The sequence below is a fragment of the Streptomyces sp. NPDC037401 genome, assembly GCF_055602345.1.
This window is the reverse complement of record NZ_JBVJWO010000006.1, coordinates 109,182-127,687: the sequence shown is the minus strand read 5'-3', so window position 1 is coordinate 127,687 and position 18,506 is coordinate 109,182. Positions and strand designations below refer to the sequence as shown.

Genomic DNA, 18,506 nt, shown 5'->3' with positions numbered 1-18,506 from the left:
GTCCGCCATCCCCAAACCCCCCCCCCAACCCCCCCCACACACTTTGAAAAATCCCCCCCCCCCCCACCCCCCCCCAGACCCCGCCCCCAACCCCCCCCCCCCCCCCCCCCCCCCCCCCGGTGCCGGTACCGGCCGGGCGACGCCGGTGCCGGTGCCGGCCGGCACCGCGGATGCCGGCCGCCGGGCACACCACGTGGCTGCGGAGCGGACCGTCCTCGAATGGCCGGAACCGTGCCTCCCGGTCATGTGCCTCATTGACCCCACAGCGCCGACGCGGTTGCATGCCCGTGGCCCTCCGGTAGGGGACCGGAGAGAGACCGTGTTCTACCTGGGGGAAAAATGAGGGGAAACGCGAACCGGAGCTCCACCAGAGGTGTGCGGGCCGCCCTGCGTGCGGCGGTCGCGGTCTGCGCGGTCACGGCGGTGCTGCCCGGAGCGGCCTCTGCCGCGCCCGCGGGCGTCGCGGGTGCCCTCGGAGCCGGTGTCGAGAGGATCAGTGTCGCGGCCGACGGCACCCAGGCCGACGACAACTCCGCCGGCGCCTCGATCACGCCCGACGGCCGCCACGTCGTCTTCTCGTCGTCGGCGGGGAACCTCACACCCGACGGTACGACGGGAGGCGACCGGGTGTACGTCCGCGACCAGCAGACCGGACAGAACCAGCGGATGGGGCACCTGACCCCGCTCCGGCCCCCGGCCATCAGCGGTGACGGGCAGTACGTCGCCTATCCCGTGCAGTGGATGAACAACGTGCGCATTCGCCAGTACCAGGTGAGCACGGGAAGGACGGTCTCCGCCGACTGCTCGGCCTACAGCTGCAACCAGCCGTCGCTGGGCGCGGACGGCCGCTACACCGCCCTTGCCATCCTCAAGTACCAGTCGTCCAGCCAGCGCATCGAGGTCCAGGACTCGAGCACCGGCGCCAAGGAGACCGTCGCCGACCTCGCCCACACCCAGCCGTCACGGCCCTCCATCAGCGGCGACGGCCGCCGTGTCGCCTACCAGGACGGGAAGGCGCAGGACGTCTTCGTGCGGGACCGCACCACCGGCACCACCTCCGGCCCGATCGAGGGCCCGTCCGCGGCGGCACTCGTCCAGCTCAGCGACGACGGCAGCAAGGTCCTCTACCTCTCGGGCTCCGACACGTACGTCCACGACGTGTCTTCGGGCACCGCCCAACTGGTGCCGAACGTGCGGGGCGTGGCCATCGATCCCACCGGCCGCCATCTGCTGTACGCCCCGCACGACCCGAACGGACCGTCGCTCGCGCTGCGCGACCTGCAGACGGGCACCGACGAGACCGTCTCGGCCCGGCCCGCCTCGGCCGGGACCGACGCGGTCAGCGCCGGTGGGCGGGACGTGGTCTTCCAGTCCACGGCCGACGACATCGTGCCCGGCGACACCAACGGCAAGTCGGACCTGTTCCTCCGCCGCTTCTTCTGATGACCGGACTCCCGTGAAATCCGACTGCCGTTCGCCTGGCGTCTTCGTCGCCGTCACCCCGGAATCCCTCTCCGGTATCTCAGGCAGGCTGTTCTGGGGGCGCTCAAGCATTCCTCGACCGAAGCAGGGGTCTCTCTCGTCATGGCAGAACTCAACCGACGCCGTTTTCTCCAGCTCACCGGTGGCGCCACCGCACTGACTCTGCTCAACGAGAGCATCGCGCGCGCCGCCGCCATCCCCGCGCAGGGGACGACGGGGACCATCGCGGACGTCGAGCACATCGTGGTCCTGATGCAGGAGAACCGTTCCTTCGACCACTACTTCGGCGCGCTGCGAGGCGTCCGCGGCTTCGGCGACCCGCGCCCGGTCACCCTGCCCAGCGGCAAGCCGGTCTGGCACCAGGCCGACAACGCGGGCAAGGAGACGCTGCCGTTCCGGCCGCCGTCGGACGACCTCGGCATGGAGTACCTCCAGGGCCTCAACCACGACTGGGCGGGCGGTCAGAGCGCGTTCAACAAGGGCAGGTACGACAACTGGGTGCCCGCCAAGACCCCGGCCACCATGGCGTACCTGACGCGCGACGACATCCCGTTCCACTACGCCCTCGCGGACGCGTTCACCGTCTGCGACGCCTACCACTGCTCGTTCATCGGCTCGACGGACCCGAACCGCTACTACCTGTGGTCGGGCTACACGGGCAACGACGGCACCGGCGGCGGACCCGTCCTCAACAACGCCGAGCTCGGCTACGGCTGGACCACCTACCCGGAGCGCCTGGAGGCGGCCGGCGTCTCCTGGAAGGTCTACCAGGACATCGGCGACGGCCTGAACGCCGCCGGCTCCTGGGGCTGGATCAACGATGCCTTCCGCGGCAACTACGGCGACAACTCGCTGCTCTACTTCAACAACTACCGGGGCGCGCAGCCGGGCAACCCGCTCTACGACAAGGCGCGTACCGGCACCAATGCCAAGGCGGGCGAGGGTTACTTCGACCAGCTGCGCGCGGACGTCGCGGCCGGCACCCTGCCGCAGATCTCCTGGATCGCCGCGCCCGAGGCCTTCAGCGAGCACTCCAACTGGCCGGCCAACTTCGGCGCCTGGTACATCGCGCAGGTCCTCGACGCGCTGACCTCCAACCCGGACGTGTGGGCCCGCACGGCCCTGTTCATCACGTACGACGAGAACGACGGCTTCTTCGACCACGTCGTCCCGCCGTACGCCCCCGCGAACGCCAATCAGGGCCTGTCGACCGCGCCGACCGCGCTCGACGTCTTCCCCGGCAAGCCCGGCTACGTCGCCGGACCGTACGGGCTGGGCCCGCGCGTCCCGATGCTCGTGGTCTCGCCGTGGAGCACCGGCGGCTACTCCTGCTCCGAGACCTTCGACCACACCTCGGTCATCCGCTTCATGGAGCAGCGCTTCGGTGTGGAGGAGCCCAACATCTCGCCCTGGCGCCGCGCCGTCTGCGGCGACCTGACCTCCGCCTTCGACTTCGCCCGCAAGGACACCGGCGCGGTCGAGCTGCCCGACACCGGCGGCTTCGAGCCGCAGGACCGCGAGCGTCACCCCGACTTCCGGGCCACCCCGCCGGCCGTGGCGACCATGCCGCGCCAGGAGAAGGGCCTGCGCCCCACCCGTGCGCTGAAGTACGCGCCGTACGTGGACGGCGCGGCGCTCACCGGCGAGGGCAAGTTCCGGCTGACGTTCAGCGGCGGCCCGGACCTGGGCGCGCAGTTCTACGTCACGTCCGGCAACCGCACCGACGCCCCGTGGACCTACACCACCGAGGCGGGCAAGTCGATCGCGGACACCTGGAACACCCGCTACTCCGCGGGCGTCACCGACCTGACGGTCCACGGCCCCAACGGCTTCCTGCGCGGCTTCCGCAACCCCGGCACCACGCCCGGCCCCGAGGTCACCGCCCGCCACAATGCCGCCACGGGGAACCTGGACCTCACCCTCACCAACGCCGGAACGTCGACCGCGACGCTCACGGTCACCAACAGCTACGGCGGCGGCTCGAAGCGCCTCACGGTCGCCAAGGGGGCCACCGTCACGTACAGCGTTCCCCTGAGGAACACGCGGCGCTGGTACGACGTGACGGTCACCGCGTCCGAAGCCGCGGACTTCCGCCGCCGCTTCGCCGGCAAGGTCGAAACCGGCGCGGCCGGCTTCTCCGACCCGGCCATCCTGACGGACCAGTCCTCCTGACGGAACGACTCTCCTCACCCGCGTCCCGCTCCCCGGAACCCTCCGCGGAGCGGGACGGTCGGCCGGGGCGGCTGCACGGCGCCGAAATGCCTGAGCATCGAGGCGGCATACTGTCCGTCGTGACGATTTATGACGGCATTGGTGTGACCTATGGTCAGACCCGACGACCGGATCCCCGGATCGCCGCCAGGATCCACGCGGCGCTCGGCGATGCTGCGACGGTGATCAACGTAGGCGCCGGCACCGGCTCCTACGAGCCGCCGGAAACGGTGCTGGCGGTTGAACCCAGCTCGGTGATGATCGCCCAGCGTCCGGCCGGATCCGCGCGTGCCCTGCAGGCTTCCGCAGAATCGATCCCTCTCGCCGACGACTCCGCCGACGCGGTGATGGCCCTTCTGACGGTGCACCACTGGACCGACCTGGAAGCGGGTATCGGGGAGCTGCTGCGCATCGCCCGGCGGCGCGTCGTCATCTTCACCTGGGACCAGACGATCCTCCGCAGGTTCTGGCTGGTGGACGAGTACCTGCCGGAGGTGGCCGCATTCGACGACACGCGGGCCGTCCCGATCGACCGGCTGACTGCCCTGCTGGGAGGCGCCCGCGTCGAGACGGTCCCGATCCCGCACGACTGCACCGACGGATTCGGCGCCGCGTTCTGGCGCCGGCCCGGGGCCTACCTCGATCCGAAAGTGCGTGCCGGCATATCCATGCTCGCCCAGACGGACGAGGAAGTGCTCCGTCCGGGACTGGCCCGGCTGTCCGACGACCTGTCTTCCGGCGTGTGGCGCGAACGCCATGCCGACCTGCTCAACCGCGGAACACTCGACCTCGGCTACCGGCTCGTCATCGCCGACCTGTAGCAAAGGCGAGCGGCGGTACCGAGGTCAGTCGGGCGGTGGGGCGAGGTCTCCGCGCAGTCGCCGGGTGCGCAGCACCAGTTCCAGTTCGAAGCGGCGGTCCGGGTCGTCCAGGTCGTCGCCCCACAGCTCGCGGAGCTGCCTCAGCCGGTAGCGCACGGTCTGCGGGTGGACCCCGAGCCGGGCGGCGACCTCCGGGGCGCCACCCCGCGTTTCCAGCCAGGCCAGCAGTGTTTCGGCGAGGCGGTGGGCGTGTGCCGGGCCGCCGGCCTCGTCCAGCCGCGCCAGCCGCCGCCGCGCCAGGTCGTCGATCAGCTCGCCCGCGGGCAGCAGTACCAGGGCTTCGACGTGCTCGGCGCAGTGCAGGAGCCGCCCCTGTGGCAGGACACCCTGCTCGATCATGCGGACGGCGGTCTCCGCCCAGCGCAGCGACGTGGCGGCCTCCGCCACCGGAACCGACGGGCCGATCGCCCCGGACCAGCCGGTGACGGCCCGGTGCAGCAGCTCTGCGCGTCCCGGGGCATCCGGGTCCGGTACGACCAGGCGCGGCCGCTCGCCCTCCATGTCGACCAGCACCTCGTCGCCCACGGCAGGCGCGACCGCCTCCGCGGCGGGGCGGAGCAGCACGGCCACGGCGACCTTCTCGGGCAGCTGCCAGCCCACGTCCGCCGCGCGGTCGGCAAGGACGGCCGACGGATCCGAGCGGTGCTCGGAGAGCAGGAGATCGACGAGGAGGCGCTGCAGGCGCAGCCGCTCCCCGGCCTGGCGGGCGATGGCCTCGGCGTAGCCGCGTACGGACTGGGCCACCATCACGTCGAGGTACTCGAACGCGGACTCGGCGAGCTCGTACATGGCCGAGGACGGGATCTCGGCTTCCTGGCCGATCTCCGCCATGCGCCGCCAGGAAAGCCGCACGCCCAGCCGGTAGATCCCCTGCAGGGAGTCCAGGCTGCGCCCGTGCGCGACCTCGCCGCGCCCGAAGTCCCGGAACATCTCGGGAAGGGCGCTCGGGCGGTCCGAACCGGCGGTCATCTGCTCCACGAAGACCTGCAGCGCGTGCCGGATCGCCACCAGCGCCTTCGGCTCCCCGGACTCGTCGACGATGAACACCAGGCCCGGGTATTCCCGCCGGATCTCGGCGAGGATGTCCTGCGCCAGCTTGGGGATCTCCTCCAGGGCGCGGTCGGCGAACCGCCGGATCCGTTCACGTGGCACGTTGCGCCACGCTGACGAGGCTTCCAATCCACTGCTCCTGGATGTCCGGTCTCCACGGGTCAGGCCGGCCGGCCTGACCGGGCCCAACTTAGTGCGGCCCGGGGCCTCAGGAGCCGGACGGTCCGTCGGCGGGCGGGTCGGGGAATGTGACGAGCGGCACGTTCTGGTGCTCGGGCGTGGCGTCGAGGGCGGCGACGATTCCGAACGCGGCGCCTGTCGCCAGAGCGGCGGCGGCTACGCAGGTCAGGAAGGCGGCGAGCAGTCTGGACATGGGGATGATCGGCCTCTCAGTCGATGAGGTCAGTCACCCAGCGCGCCGGCCCGGTCCGGCCCGGTCAGTATGCGAGGCGCATTGACAGGTGGTCAAGCTCCACCTAGCTTCGCCGTTCACGGCAGTGTTACCACCGGGTAAGTCGCTTATCGCCCCGGACGGGTTGTGATCCGTACGCGCGGCCGTTCCCGCACCGCCCCGAACTTCCGCATTCTCGCGTCCGTATCGGAGTACCCGCATGCGTCGTCCCATATCGCCCTTGTCCCTGATCCTGCTGGGCACCGGTGTCTTTTTGCTGGTGCTCACCCAACTCCTCGTCTGGTACGTGGAGCCGCGCGCCAAGCGCACCCCCACCGACACCCTCTCCACCACGGTCTTCGAGGGCCAGGGCAGCTACTTCGACACGGGTTCCGTGTCCACGGTCGAGGGCCAGAAGCTCACGATCACCCGCCGCGTGGTCGGGGACGTCGCCGCCAGTGAGCGCAGCGGAAACGCGGTCTGGGACGTTTCCACCCAGATCGACACCCCGAAGACCCTGCCGCTGGCCGACCCGCGCAAGTCCCTGCAGTGGGCCACCGAGCGCTGGGTGACCGACCGCAAGACCAACCTGCCCGTCCACTGCTGCGCGGAGAAGCCCCGCTTCGAGGGCGAGGCCTACCTGAAGTTCCCGTTCGACGTGGAGAAGCGCACCTACTCCTGGTGGGACAGCAGCCTGGGCGCCACCGTGCCGCTGGAGTTCGACGCGGTCACCCGCATCCAGGGCCACGAGGGCTACCGCTTCACCGGCTCCGTCAAGCCCACCCGTACGGGCAGCCGCCTGGTGCCCGGCGTACTTGTGGGCAGCTCGAAGCCGGGTCAGGTTGCGGCGGAGGAGTGGTATTCGAACGCCCGGATCGAGCTGACCGCGGACCCGGCGACGGGCCGGATCATCAACGCGGTGCTCGCGCCGACGAAGACCCTGCGGGCCCCGGGTTCGCAGGAGGACGCGGTCACCCTGCTGTCGAGCGACAAGCTGGAGTTCACCGAGCAGACCCGCCGTGAGCAGGTCGAACTGGCCAAGGACGGCAGCGGCCTGCTGAAGCTGCTCGGCGAGACCGCGCCCGTGGCGGGAGGCCTTGCAGGAGGCCTGCTGATCCTCGCCGGCACCGTGCTGCTCGTCCGGGGCCGCAACCGCGGTACTCACCAGAGTGATGAAAACGCCCCCGGTGAAGGCCTGGAAATTATCACCAGTGTGAGTAGCCGGAACTAACCGCGAACCGAACACTGACGTTACCCCTCGGTAAGGCCAGTGTTACCTGGCGAAACCGTCCCCCTACCTGCACCGAAGCACTTCCGGCACAGCCGGCACGCGCACCACCCGCACACCCAGCCAGCCCAGCGCTTCATCCCCGGAAGCCCGGCCGTCCCTGACCCTCCTGCCTCCCGCAGCCGCCGAGTTGGAGCACCTTTATGCCCCAGCGCGCGTCCGCCCTGGCCCCCGGCCAGAAGGACTCCCTGCTCGTCCCCGCCCAGCCCCGCACCGGCATCCACACCGCCGGACCGCACCCCGTACAGCCCGCGGCGCCGCTGCCGCACCGGATCACCTTCCTCGCCCGCCGCGACCTGGGCAACCAGGCCGCGGGGGGCTCGGAACTGCTCATCGACCGGATCGCCGACGGCCTGACCGCCGGCGGCCACGAGGTCACCCTCGTGTGCGGCGGCCCCGCCGCCGCCCGCGACTACCGGGTGGTCTCCGCAGGGGGTGACGCAGGTCACTTCCTGCGCGCCAAGTCGACCTTCGCCCGCGAGGTCGGCGACTGCGACCTGCTGGTCGAGGTGTGCAACGGCATGCCGTACCTGGCGCCGCTGTGGCACCGCGGACCCACGCTCTGCTTCGTCAACCACGTCCACACCGACCTCTGGCAGATGCGCTACCCGGGCCCGGCGGCACGGCTCGGGCGCCGGCTGGAGCACTGGGCGCTGGCGGGCACCCACAGAGACAACCTGATGGTGGCCGTCTCCGAGTCGACCGCCGCCGAGCTGCGCGCCATCGGCGTGGCCGCGGACCGCATCCGCATCGTCAACAACGGAGTCGAAGAACCCGGCCCGCTGCTTCCCGAGGCCGGGGAACCGCTGTTCCTGGCCGTGGGACGGCTCGTGGAGTACAAGCGCATCGACCTGCTCCTGCGCCTCTGGGAGCGGGTCCGCCCGGTCACCGGGGGCCGGCTCGTCATCGTCGGCGACGGCCCCGAGCGGCAGCGCCTGGAGGCCATGGCCGGTCCCGGCGTCACCTTCGCCGGCCGGGTCTCGGACGCCGAGAAGCACCGCCTGATGTGCGAGGCGTGGCTCCTGCTGCACCCCTCCCTCGTCGAGGGCTGGGGGCTGGTCGTCACCGAGGCGGCCGCCCGGGCCACCCCCGCGATCGGCTTCGACATACCCGGTCTGTGCGACTCCGTCGTGGACGGGGAGACCGGTGTGCTCGCCCGGGGCGAGAGTTCGTTCGCCGCCGCGTGGTGCACCCTGGCCCTCAGCGGCGAGCGGCGAGCGGCCATGGGACGTGCGGCCGCCCGGCGCGCCGAGCGATTCCGCTGGAGCGAGACGGTCCGTCAGTTCCAGGCGGTCGCCGCCGAGGCCGCGGCCCGCGCCGTCGTGCCGGGCCGCGGCAAGGGCGGTCATGGCTGAGATCACCGAACGCGGGTTCAAGGACCCGTCGCTGAGGCGGTCGGCCGCCCTCTTCCGGGCGTTCATGCGCGAACCCACCGATCCCGAGCGGTGCTACACGCTGCTGGCCCGCGACTCGGTCGCACAGGTGGCACGCCACATCGACCTGCCCGGCAAGATCGTCGTCGACATCGGCGGCGGCAGCGGCCACTTCACCGAGGAGTTCCGCCGCCGCGGCGCGCAGAGCTACCTCTTCGAGCCCGACCTGCGGGAGTTGAATGCCCGCGGCCGTCCCCCCGAGGACGCGGTGCTCGCGGACGGATACCTGCTGCCGCTTGCCGACGGAGCGGCGGACGTGTGCTTCTCGTCCAACGTACTGGAGCACGTCTCGGACCCGCAGACGTTCATCAGCGAGATGGCGCGGGTCACCCGCCCCGGCGGACTGATCTACCTGTCGTTTACCAACTGGCTCTCCCCCTGGGGAGGCCACGAGACCGCGCCCTGGCACTACCTCGGTGCCGACCGGGCCCGCGCGCGCTACAAACGGCGCACCGGCCACGAGGCGAAGCACACCCTCGGCGAGAACCTCTTCGCCGTCCACATCGGTCCCACCCTGCGGCACGTCCGCGGCCGCGACGACGTCCAGGTCGTCACGGCCCGATCGCGTTACTGGCCGTTCTTCGCGAGCACGATCACCCGGGTGCCGGGACTCCGCGAGATCGCCACCTGGAATCTGCTGCTGATTCTCAGGCGAAGCCCATGAACATGCGAAGCGAGGAACGGTCATGACCACTGCGGTCCAGGCGCCCACCCGGGCGCCGCAGCCCGGCCCGACGCCGTCGGAGGCGTCCGGCGAGCCGCGCGGAAGACGCCTGCTGTTCGGCTTCTGGGCCGTCGTGCTGGCGGCCTTCGTAGCGGTGTCCCCGGGGAAGATGACGTTCGAGACCAAACTCGGCGTCGCCCTCGACCCCTGGCGCTTCCTCGGCGACCTCGGTTCGCTGTGGAACGGCAACGTGGGCCTCGGCGGCATAGCCAACCAGTACGTCGGCTACGCCTTCCCGGCCCTCCCCTACTACGCCTTCATGGACCTGATCCAGGTCCCGGTCTGGCTGGCCGAGCGGCTCTGGCTGTCCGCCATCGTGACCGCCGCCTTCTGGGGAGCCCTCCGGCTCGCCGAGCGGCTCGGCGTCGGCAGCCCCGCGTCCCGCGTCCTCGCGGCCGTGGTCTACGCCCTGTGGCCCACCTTCACCATCGTCGTCGGATCCACCTCCGCCGCCGCACTGCCCGGCGCCCTGCTGCCCTGGGTGCTGCTGCCGCTCACGTCCGCGGCCCTCAGCCCCCGGATCGCCGCCGCGCGTTCCGCGCTGCTCATTCCCTTCATGGGCGGGGTCAACGCGGCCTCGACCCTGGCCGCGCTGCTGCCCGTGGGCCTCTACCTGCTCAGCCGCCCGGCCGGCCCGCGCCGCCGCGCCCTGCTGGCCTGGTGGATCCCCGGCGTCTTCCTCGCCACCGTGTGGTGGGTCGTACCGCTGCTCCTCCTCGGCCTCCACGGCGAGAACTTCATGCCGTACGTCGAGCAGGCCGACACCACCACCGCCACCATGTCCGCGACCGAGCTGCTGCGCGGCGCCGGCAACTGGGTGGCGTACCTCAACTTCGGCGAGGCCTGGCTGCCCGCCGGCTGGACCGTCGCCACCTCCGTCCTCGCCGTCCTCGGCTCGGCCTTCGCCGCGGCCCTCGGCCTGGCCGGCCTGGCCCGGCGGGACCTGCCGGAGCGCCGCTGGCTGCTGCTGACCGTCCTGGCCGTCGTCCTGATCACCCTCGCCGGGTACGCCGGCGCGTTCGGCGCCCCCTTCCACGGGATCGTCCAGGACTGGCTGAACGGGCCGCTCAAGCCCTTCCGCAACATCTACAAGTTCCAGCCGGGACTGGCGCTCGCGCTCACCCTCGGCCTGGCCCACCTGACCGCCGTCCTGTCCCTCAGCAGGGGTACGCACGCCCTGCGCGCATCCCGCTGGGTGCCCGCGGCCGCCGCGGTCCTGGTCGTCCCCGGCCTGGCGCTCCCGTACGCCACCGGCGCCATCCTCCAGCCCGGCGCGTTCAGCAAGCTGCCCTCCCACTGGGCGCAGGCCGCCGACTGGCTCAAGGACAACGCCCCGCAGAGCCGCGCGCTGGTCGTACCCGCCACCGCGCACGGCATCTACACCTGGGGTTCCCCCATCGACCAGCCCTTCGACGTGCTGGCCGACACCCCCTGGGCGCAGCGGGACTTCGTCCCCTTCGGCACCCCCGGCGCCCGCCGCATGACGGATGCCGTCGAACAGGCCCTGCTGTCCGGCACCGAGGTCCCCGGCCTCCAGGCCTACCTGGCCCGCGCCGGCATGCACGAGGTCGTCGTCCGCAACGACCTCGACCCCGACCAGATCGGCTGGGTCCCCCCGCAGACCGTCAAGCGGACCCTGGAATCCTCCGGCTACCGCAAGGTGACCGGCTTCGGCCCGCTGGTGACCGGCGGCCGCATCGCCGCCGACACCCCGCTCCAGGTGCAGGCGCTCTACCCGCGCCTCCAGGCCGTGGAGATCTACGAGCCGCAGGCCCGCTCCGCGCGGCCCGGCCGGGTCGGAGTCTCGGCCGTGGCCGACACGGCCGTGGTCAGCGGCGGACCCGAGTCGCTGCTCCAGCTGTCCGCCGACCCCTCGATGGCCGACCGGCCCGCCGTACTGGCCGGGGACGGACTGCCCAAGGGCCTCACCGCACCGGTGAAGGTGGTCGCGGACGGACTGCGCCGCGCCGACACCCGGTTCGGCCTGGTCAACAACAACACCTCGTACACGTACACCGCGAAGGAGCGCAACCACTCCGGCAGCCTGCAGAACCCGGGCGAGCAGCCCAAGCAGATCCTGCCGAGGGAGGGCAGCGAGCACCAGACGACGGCGGTGCTGCGCGGCGCCCGTACCGTGACGGCGTCCAGCAGCGGCAACTGGCTTTTCCACCTGCCGCAGTTCGACCCGGTCAACGCCTTCGACGGCGACCCCGGCACCGCGTGGGCCGAGGGCAGCCCCGGCGATCCGGCCGGACAGTGGCTCAAGGTCGAGTTCGAGCGGCCCACCGAGGTCCCCGACTCGATCCAGCTCGCGCCCCTGCCGGGCGACGCCATGCGCGCGGCGCCCACGCAGGTGCGGATCGAGACCGACCGCGGCTCCGCGGACAGCCCGCTGAAGACCAACGGCCAGCCGCAGACCGTCAAGGCCCCCGCCGGCGAGGCCTCCTGGATGAAGATCACCATCCTGACGGCCCAGCAGGCCCGCCCGGGCCTGTCCGGCGCCGGATTCTCCGAGGTGAAGATCCCCGGCGTGCAGGTCACGCGCATGCTGGTGCTGCCCGCTGACGGACAGCGCACCGACGCCCCGGCGAGCGTGTACTCCGTCCACCGCGGCACCGACGCGGGCGGCCTGTCGCCCGCCTCGGCCGAGGCGGGACTGCGCCGGCAGTTCACCACCAAGGACGCGGGCGAGTACGCGGTGACGGCGAAGGCCGCCGCCGTGCCCGGAAGCGCCCTGGACGCCCTGCTGGACCGTGCGGCCCCCGGCAAGAAGGACCGGATCACGGCCACCGTGGACTCCACCAGCCGCAGCGGTACGTCCCTCGGTGCCCGCAACCTGGTCGACGGCGATCTGACGACCGCCTGGATCGCGGGCGACAAGCCGGTCGTCCACCTCTCCTGGACCGGGATGAAGAAGATCGACGAGGTCATCCTCGTGGCGGCGGGCGGGGTATCCACCCGGCCCGAGCAGGTGATGATCACCTCTCCGCACGGCGCCGCGATCGCCGACGTGGACCTGAACGGACGGGTCAGCTTCCCGGCCATCGAGACGAACCGGCTCGACATCACCATCAGCCGGGTCGCCCCGCTCACCGTCCACAACCCGGTGGCCAACGCGCAGGTGCAGCTGCCCGTCGGGCTGAGCGAGGTGCACGTCCCCGCCCTGGCCGACCTGCGGGTGCCGCGCCCGGCGGCTTCCGCCCGCTTCGAGCTGGCCTGCGGCGAGGGCCCCGACCTCGCCGTCGGCGGGACCCTGCACAAGACGAAGGCCTCCGGACTCGTCCGGGACCTCACCGAGCGCCGCCCCGTCACCGTCTCCCTCTGCGCGGGGGAGGAGGCCGACGGCACCCTGGAGCTGCCGGCCGGCGACCACGAGGTGGAGGCCGGTGACGCCGGCCCGCTGGCGATCACCGACGTGACGCTGACCCGCGGCACCCCGCAGGCCCTGGAGGGAACGGCCGGCCGCGAGGCCACCGTCCGCAGCTGGGCCGACGACGAGCGGACCGTCGAGGTGTCGGCGGGCTCCGGCGGGGCTGCGTACCTGCGGACCTACGAGAACGCCAACGACGGCTGGAAGGCCACCCTCGACGGCAAGGAGCTCCAGTCGGTGCGCCTCGACGGCTGGCAGCAGGCCTGGGTGGTCCCGGCCGGTGCCTCCGGCACGGTCACCATGGAGTTCGAGCCCTCCGGGACCTACCGGGCCGCCCTGATCGGCGGCGCGCTCGCCCTCGTCGCCCTCATCGGCCTGGCCTTCGTCGGCCGCCGGCGTGCAGCCGGCGTCACCGAGGACGCGCAGCCGCAGCCGCAGCCGGCGGCCCCGGGGGTGATCCTCGGCACGCTGGTCCTGACCGCGGTCGTCGCGGTGGCCGCCGGGCCGCTGGCCCTGATCGTGCCCGCACTCGCCGTGGCGGCCCGGTTCCGGCCGGCCGTGCTGGTGCCGACCGCGGCCGCCGCGATGGCAGCGGCCGGTGTGGTCGCGGCCCTCGGCGCCGGGGAACCGGTCGCCGCCGGGGAAGGCGCGTACAGCGGCCTCGCCCAGGTGCTCGCGCTGGTGGCCCTGTCGGCCGCGCTGGTCACCGCGGCCACGCCGCAGGACCGCGCCGGCGAGCAGTCCGGTGCAGCCGGACGGGACGAGGACGGCGGTTCCGCGGAGCCGGATGCCGGACCGGTGGTCAACGCCGGACCGGTCGGCGCCGGACCGGTCGGCGACGGTGACGGGGACCTGCCCGGGCCGTCCCTCCGCAAGCCGGACGGCGGGGCCTCTACGTGACGGCACCGTGGACCACCGCCGGGAGGGGTTCCACAACCCCTCCCGGCGGGGTCCGGATCCCCTTTCCGACCGTCGACGAGGTGTCGCTTCACTGCCTCAGCGCCGACGAGCCGGAGAGCGTGCACATCGAGGTCCACCTGCCCGGACGGCTGGACCCGGCGCGCCTGCGCGCCGCGTTCCGGGAGGCCCTGCAGACGCACCCCAGGGCGCTGATGCGGGAGGTGCCCGGCCGCGGGCACCGGCTGATCCTCGCCTGGGAGCTGACCGGCGAACCGGACGGCGAACCGGTGCACTTCGCGGGACGCGGACCCGGCGCCCTGGCCCAGGCCAGGGCCCGGGCCCTCGCGGACTGCCCCTCGCTCACCCAGTCGCCGCCGATGCGCCTGGACGTCGTAGAGGCAGCCGAAGCAGCGGAGGAAGCGGCAGGGGCAACCGGCGCCGGGGCCGCCGGTCCCGCCGCCGGGACCGTACTGCTGCTGACCCTGCACCACACCGCCCTCGACGCCCCGTCGGGGCTGCGGATCCTTGCCACGACCGCCGAACGGTACGCGGGCACGGCCGCCCTCCCCGTCCCCGGGCGCCCCCGCCCCGCAGGCCCGGACCGCACCGACGGTGCGGCCCCCAGCGGGGCCCGCGGCACCGGCCGTACCGTACGCACCCGCCCGGTACGCCTCGCAGCCGACTCCCGCCCCGGGCCCGTACGGGCCCGCGCGGCGGGCAACGGCATGCTCCAGGCGGACCTGCCCGTCCCGCCGCGCGCGGCACCGGCCGGACACCCGCCGCCGTGGACCGTCAACGACCAACTGCTGGTCGCCGTCGCCCTGATGGCGGGCCGCTGGAACGCCGAGCACGGCCGCCCCGCCGGCCCCGTACGGCTCACCATGCCCGTGGACGACCGCCCCCGCGGCACGGAGATGCCGATGGGCAACGGCACCCGCCTCGTCGAGGTGGCCATGACCGCCGAAGACCCGCGCGACACGGACCTCCTGCTCGGCGAGCACCCCGACCCGGCGGCCGTGGAGCGGCTGCTGCGCACCACCGCCCTGCGCACCCGCGCCCTCACCTCCACCCAAGGCTCACCCCTGGGCGCCGGTACGGGGCTGCTGACCGCACCCCTGCTTCCCGTCGGCATCCGGGGCGCCCTCACCCGCGGCGCACGGCGGGCGACCGCACCCTGGACCTCCACGGCGCTCGTCACCAACATCGGACGCGTGCCGTACGCCCTGGACTTCGGCGGCGCGGGCCGGGCCACGGCCGTGTGGTTCTCCGCACCCGCGCGGATGCCCCGCGGCCTCAGCGTCGCCGCCGCCTCCACCGACGGGCGGCTGCACGTGAGCCTGCGCTGGTCGCGGGCGCTCCTCGGCGACGCGGCCGGCGCCCGACTGGCCACCCTCTTCGGGCAATCGCTGGCCGCGGTCTCCCTCACCCCGGGAAACCCGGGAAGCCAGGGAACCCCGGCCGAGCAGCCGCCCACCGACGGCGCCCGCGCCACCCGGAACCACCACGAAAGGCCGTCATGACCCCCTCCACCTCCCGGAAGCCGTCTGCGGAGGCGGTGACTCCACCCGGCCGCCGCGTCCCCGGCCTGCGCGAGTTCTACGAGAACCCCGCCGTACCCGTCGCCTCGGGCGAAGCCCGCACCCTGCGCCAGGCCCGCATGCTGGCCGCCGCCCTCGGCCCCGTGGGACCCGGCCGCCCCGCCGCGACCGTACTCGACGTGGGCTGCGGCGACGGCTCCGCCGGAGCGACCGCCGCCCGCGTCCTGGGCGGGCACCGCATCGTGGGCATCGACTGGTCGCAGGACGCCCTGCGCCGCGCGGCCCCGCGCCTGAGCCAGGTCGTCCGCGGCGAACTGACCGGCAACGGGCTGCCGTTCGCCTCCGCCAGCGCCGACGCCGTGCTGTTCAGCGAGGTCATCGAGCACCTCGTCGACCCCGACAGCGCCCTCGACGAACTCCACCGGGTGCTCAAGCCCGGCGGGCACCTCATGCTCTCCACCCCCAACCTCGCCGCCTGGTACAACCGTGCCCTGCTGCTCGCCGGGGTCCAGCCGGTGTTCTCCGAGGTGAGCCTGCGCGGCATCCACGGCAGACCGGGGAGCGAGGTCGTGGGCCACCTGCGGCTGTACACGGCACGCGCGCTGCGCGAGTTCGTCGCCGCGTCCGGGTTCGAGGTCGTCGCCCTCGCCGGCGCGCCCTTCCACGGCGTACCGCGCCCGCTCCGCCCGCTGGACCGCCTGGCCTGCGCCCTGCCCTCCCTCTCCTCCATCCTCCTCGTCCACGCGAGGAAGGCGTAGCCCGTGGTGTGGGGTTGGGGTGTGGCCGCCGCACTGGTCGCGAACGTCCTGTACAGCACCGGCTTCGTCCTGGAGAAGCGCGCCCTGGCCGGCATGCCGCCCCTGCGCATCACCGAGCCCGGCCGGGCGCTCCTCCTGCTCGCCGGCCGGCCCCTGTGGATCTGCGGGGCCGCGGCCCTGGGCCTCGGTTTTGCGGCCCAGCTGGCCGTTTACCGCACCCTGCCCATGGCAGCCGCCCAGGGGCTGTTCCTCTCCGGGCTGGTCCTGCTGCTGGTGCTCTCCTCCGTCTTCCTCGGCGAGCGCCCCTCAGGCCGCGAACGGCGCGCGGTGGCCGTCATCCTGCTGGCCCTGGTGATGGTGGTCTCCTCCCTCTACGGAACCACAGAGAACATCAGCCGCACGGCACCCACCGGCATCCTGCTGGCCCTGTGCATACCGAGCCTGGCCGCCGGCCTCGCCCTCTACGCGGCCGCCGAACAGCGCGCCCGCCGCCGCCACCGCCAGCCCAGCAGCGGAGTCGCCTACGCCGCCGCCGTCGGGCTGATCTACGGAGTCAGCTCCCTCGCCATCAAAGGCGTCTCGGGCCGCCTGGACACCGGAGACCTCCTGGGCTCCGCCCCCGCCCTGCTCGCCACCCCGTACCCCTACCTCCTGCTCCTGACGGGGGTCAGCGGACTCGTCCTGTCACAGACCGCCCTGCAACGCTGCAGAGCGTCGCTCATCGTCCCGGTCTGTTCGACAGTCGCCTGCATCTACGCCGTGGTGACCGGCACCATCGCCTTCGACGAGCCCCTCCCCGACGACCCCCTGCGACTGCTCCTGCGCCTCGGCGGCACCGCCCTGGCCCTGACGGTCCTCCTCACCCTCCCGCGACACGAAGCAGACCACACCTCTCCCGAAGGAACCCGGCCATGAACCCCGACAACCCGCTGCTGAAGATCCTCGCCTGTCCGCTCGACAAGGGCCCGCTGATCCTCGACGAGACGGGAAGCGCCCTCTACAACCCGCGCCTGCGCCGCAGCTACCCGATCGTCGACGGCATCCCGCAGCTGCTCCCCTCCTCCGGCATACCCGCCCTCGCGGAGGAACCCGCCGTGGGGGACGAACACGACGCATGAGCTCCGGGGTCGCCCGTGGAACGCGGTCCCTCAGGCCGTTCCGGGCGCAGCCTCACGAGGGGGAGCCTCGTTCTGGAGTGTGCGCAGCAGTTCGAAGGCAGGGGCGTCGACGGGGCGCTGCGTGTTGCTCAGGACGATCGCGGCCGCGCCGGTCTCGGGGTCGAATCCCACGAAGGAGGAGAAGCCCCCGGTGCCTCCGTTGTGCCAGATCTGCAGGTGGGCGCCCTGTCCGGGGTGGAGGCGGTGGGCCGTCCAGCCGAGGTGCATCCAGGCGAAGCGGCTCTGGCGGTGCTCGACCTCGCGGCTGAGCCGGATCGCCTGCGCGAGTTCGGCGGGGCCTGCGCCGTCCAGTTGGGCCCGTACGTACGTTGCCAGGTCGGTCGCGGTCGACCACAGGCCACCCGCTCCGGCGAGGTCGGCCAGGTTCCACGGCGGGGTGGGCCGGTGCCTGCCGTCGTGTCCACGGGCGAGCCGGCCGGGCCGCTCGGTGGGCGCTGCCACCAGGGTGTCGGACATGCCGAGCGGGGCGCACACCTGAGTGGTGATCAGCTGTTCGTAGGTGGTGCCGGCGCGGCGGGCGAGGGCCAGTCCGAGGAGTCCGGCGCCGAGGTTGGAGTAGTGGACCCGCCGGCCCGGGGGAGCGCCGAGTCGGGTGCGGGCCAGCCCGGACAGCAGCACGTCGGCGGTGCAGTCGGCGTAGGGATCCGGGGTGCGGGGGTGCAGCAGGGACCGGAGCAGCATGCCCTTGGGCAGCCGTGGCAGACCGGAGGTGTGGGTGGCCAGGTGCTTCAGGGTGATCTCCTGCCCGCCCCGCGACGGTACGGCCGTGCCGTCGGGGAGGGGACGGGCCAGCGGCTCGTCGAGGTCGACCGTCCCGGCGACCGCCATCCGCGCGAGGGCCAGCGCGGTGAACGTCTTGGTCACCGAGCCGATCTCGAACAGCGTGTCCGCCCCCGGTGTCCCGCCGCCGGTCCCGCCGGTGGTGCCCGCTCCCGCGAACCCCACGTGCCCGTCCGCGACGGCGGCGACCACGACGCCGACGTGCCGCTGCGCGAGCCGGTCCGCGGTCTTCTGGGCGAGAGCGCCGAGTTCCCGAGCCTTGTCCATGCCTGAATCATGCGGGCGTGCGATCACCCGCTGACAGCGCCCGGATGATGATTCCCGGCCGCCACCGTGCGACTTGAGAAGGACCGCGGCCGATACGAAAGAGGCTAGCGACCCGAGTCGCAGCGGTCGGATCCGGACCGAGACGGCGCCCACGCCCGCCGGCCCGCCGAAAGCGGGCACGGGATCGGCGAGGTGCCCGTCGCTGCCTGCGGGCAGGGTGCGAACTGAGGCCAGGCTCGCGCCGGCAGGCAATGC

General features: G+C 72.9%; 14 protein-coding genes. 11 read left to right on the top strand and 3 right to left on the bottom strand.

Annotated features, from left to right (window positions below):
• The first annotated feature begins 339 nt into the window (after nt 1-339).
• From ACZ7H1_RS07620 to ACZ7H1_RS07610, 3 genes are all read left to right on the top strand, one after another.
• Nucleotides 340-1,443, top strand: a complete 1,104-nt coding sequence (locus ACZ7H1_RS07620; protein ID WP_470784591.1) for a TolB family protein — start codon at nt 340-342, stop codon at nt 1,441-1,443.
• Between the two features lie 141 nt (nt 1,444-1,584).
• Nucleotides 1,585-3,654, top strand: coding sequence for a phosphocholine-specific phospholipase C (locus ACZ7H1_RS07615; RefSeq protein ID WP_470784589.1), 2,070 nt, complete (start codon nt 1,585-1,587; stop codon nt 3,652-3,654).
• A 119-nt stretch (nt 3,655-3,773) separates the two neighbouring features.
• Nucleotides 3,774-4,514: a class I SAM-dependent methyltransferase gene (locus ACZ7H1_RS07610; protein ID WP_470784588.1), complete on the top strand. Its 741-nt coding sequence runs from the start codon at nt 3,774-3,776 to the stop codon at nt 4,512-4,514.
• A gap of 24 nt (nt 4,515-4,538) precedes the next feature.
• On the opposite strand, the gene ACZ7H1_RS07605 is transcribed toward ACZ7H1_RS07610, so the two are convergent.
• A complete protein-coding gene (locus ACZ7H1_RS07605) occupies nt 4,539-5,726 on the bottom strand; it encodes a PucR family transcriptional regulator (RefSeq protein WP_470784586.1) in 1,188 nt (395 codons plus the stop codon).
• A 106-nt stretch (nt 5,727-5,832) separates the two neighbouring features.
• Nucleotides 5,833-5,997, bottom strand: a complete 165-nt coding sequence (locus ACZ7H1_RS07600) for a hypothetical protein (RefSeq protein ID WP_470784584.1) — start codon at nt 5,995-5,997, stop codon at nt 5,833-5,835.
• A gap of 238 nt (nt 5,998-6,235) precedes the next feature.
• Between ACZ7H1_RS07600 and pgfA the strand changes: the two genes are divergently transcribed.
• The 8 genes from pgfA to ACZ7H1_RS07560 all read left to right on the top strand — a co-directional run bounded on the left by pgfA (nt 6,236) and on the right by ACZ7H1_RS07560 (nt 17,144).
• A complete protein-coding gene (gene pgfA / locus ACZ7H1_RS07595) occupies nt 6,236-7,246 on the top strand; it encodes a cell envelope lipid trafficking protein PgfA (protein WP_470784582.1) in 1,011 nt (336 codons plus the stop codon).
• Between the two features lie 200 nt (nt 7,247-7,446).
• The gene (locus ACZ7H1_RS07590; RefSeq protein ID WP_470784581.1) at nt 7,447-8,658 is read left to right on the top strand and encodes a glycosyltransferase family 4 protein; all 1,212 of its coding nucleotides are present in this window, start codon (nt 7,447-7,449) and stop codon (nt 8,656-8,658) included.
• Nucleotides 8,651-9,400: a class I SAM-dependent methyltransferase gene (locus tag ACZ7H1_RS07585; RefSeq protein ID WP_470784579.1), complete on the top strand. Its 750-nt coding sequence runs from the start codon at nt 8,651-8,653 to the stop codon at nt 9,398-9,400. The genes ACZ7H1_RS07590 and ACZ7H1_RS07585 overlap by 8 nt, the downstream gene beginning before the upstream one ends.
• 22 nt (nt 9,401-9,422) lie before the next feature.
• Nucleotides 9,423-13,730 (top strand): alpha-(1->3)-arabinofuranosyltransferase domain-containing protein, encoded by a 4,308-nt coding sequence (locus ACZ7H1_RS07580; RefSeq protein WP_470784577.1) that lies wholly within the window; start codon nt 9,423-9,425, stop codon nt 13,728-13,730.
• Complete coding sequence (locus ACZ7H1_RS07575; RefSeq protein ID WP_470784576.1) at nt 13,727-15,250, top strand: condensation protein; 1,524 nt, start codon at nt 13,727-13,729, stop codon at nt 15,248-15,250. The genes ACZ7H1_RS07580 and ACZ7H1_RS07575 overlap by 4 nt, the downstream gene beginning before the upstream one ends.
• Entirely contained in the window at nt 15,247-16,026 is a 780-nt protein-coding gene (locus ACZ7H1_RS07570) for a class I SAM-dependent methyltransferase (protein WP_470784575.1), read from the top strand. Before ACZ7H1_RS07575 ends, ACZ7H1_RS07570 begins: the two co-directional genes overlap by 4 nt.
• A 3-nt stretch (nt 16,027-16,029) precedes the next feature.
• Nucleotides 16,030-16,941, top strand: a complete 912-nt coding sequence (locus ACZ7H1_RS07565; protein WP_470784574.1) for a DMT family transporter — start codon at nt 16,030-16,032, stop codon at nt 16,939-16,941.
• The gene (locus ACZ7H1_RS07560) at nt 16,938-17,144 is read left to right on the top strand and encodes a Trm112 family protein (RefSeq protein ID WP_470784572.1); all 207 of its coding nucleotides are present in this window, start codon (nt 16,938-16,940) and stop codon (nt 17,142-17,144) included. The genes ACZ7H1_RS07565 and ACZ7H1_RS07560 overlap by 4 nt, the downstream gene beginning before the upstream one ends.
• A 30-nt stretch (nt 17,145-17,174) precedes the next feature.
• On the opposite strand, the gene ACZ7H1_RS07555 is transcribed toward ACZ7H1_RS07560, so the two are convergent.
• The gene (locus ACZ7H1_RS07555) at nt 17,175-18,251 is read right to left on the bottom strand and encodes a serine hydrolase domain-containing protein (RefSeq protein WP_470784570.1); all 1,077 of its coding nucleotides are present in this window, start codon (nt 18,249-18,251) and stop codon (nt 17,175-17,177) included.
• Nucleotides 18,252-18,506: the final 255 nt, after the last annotated feature.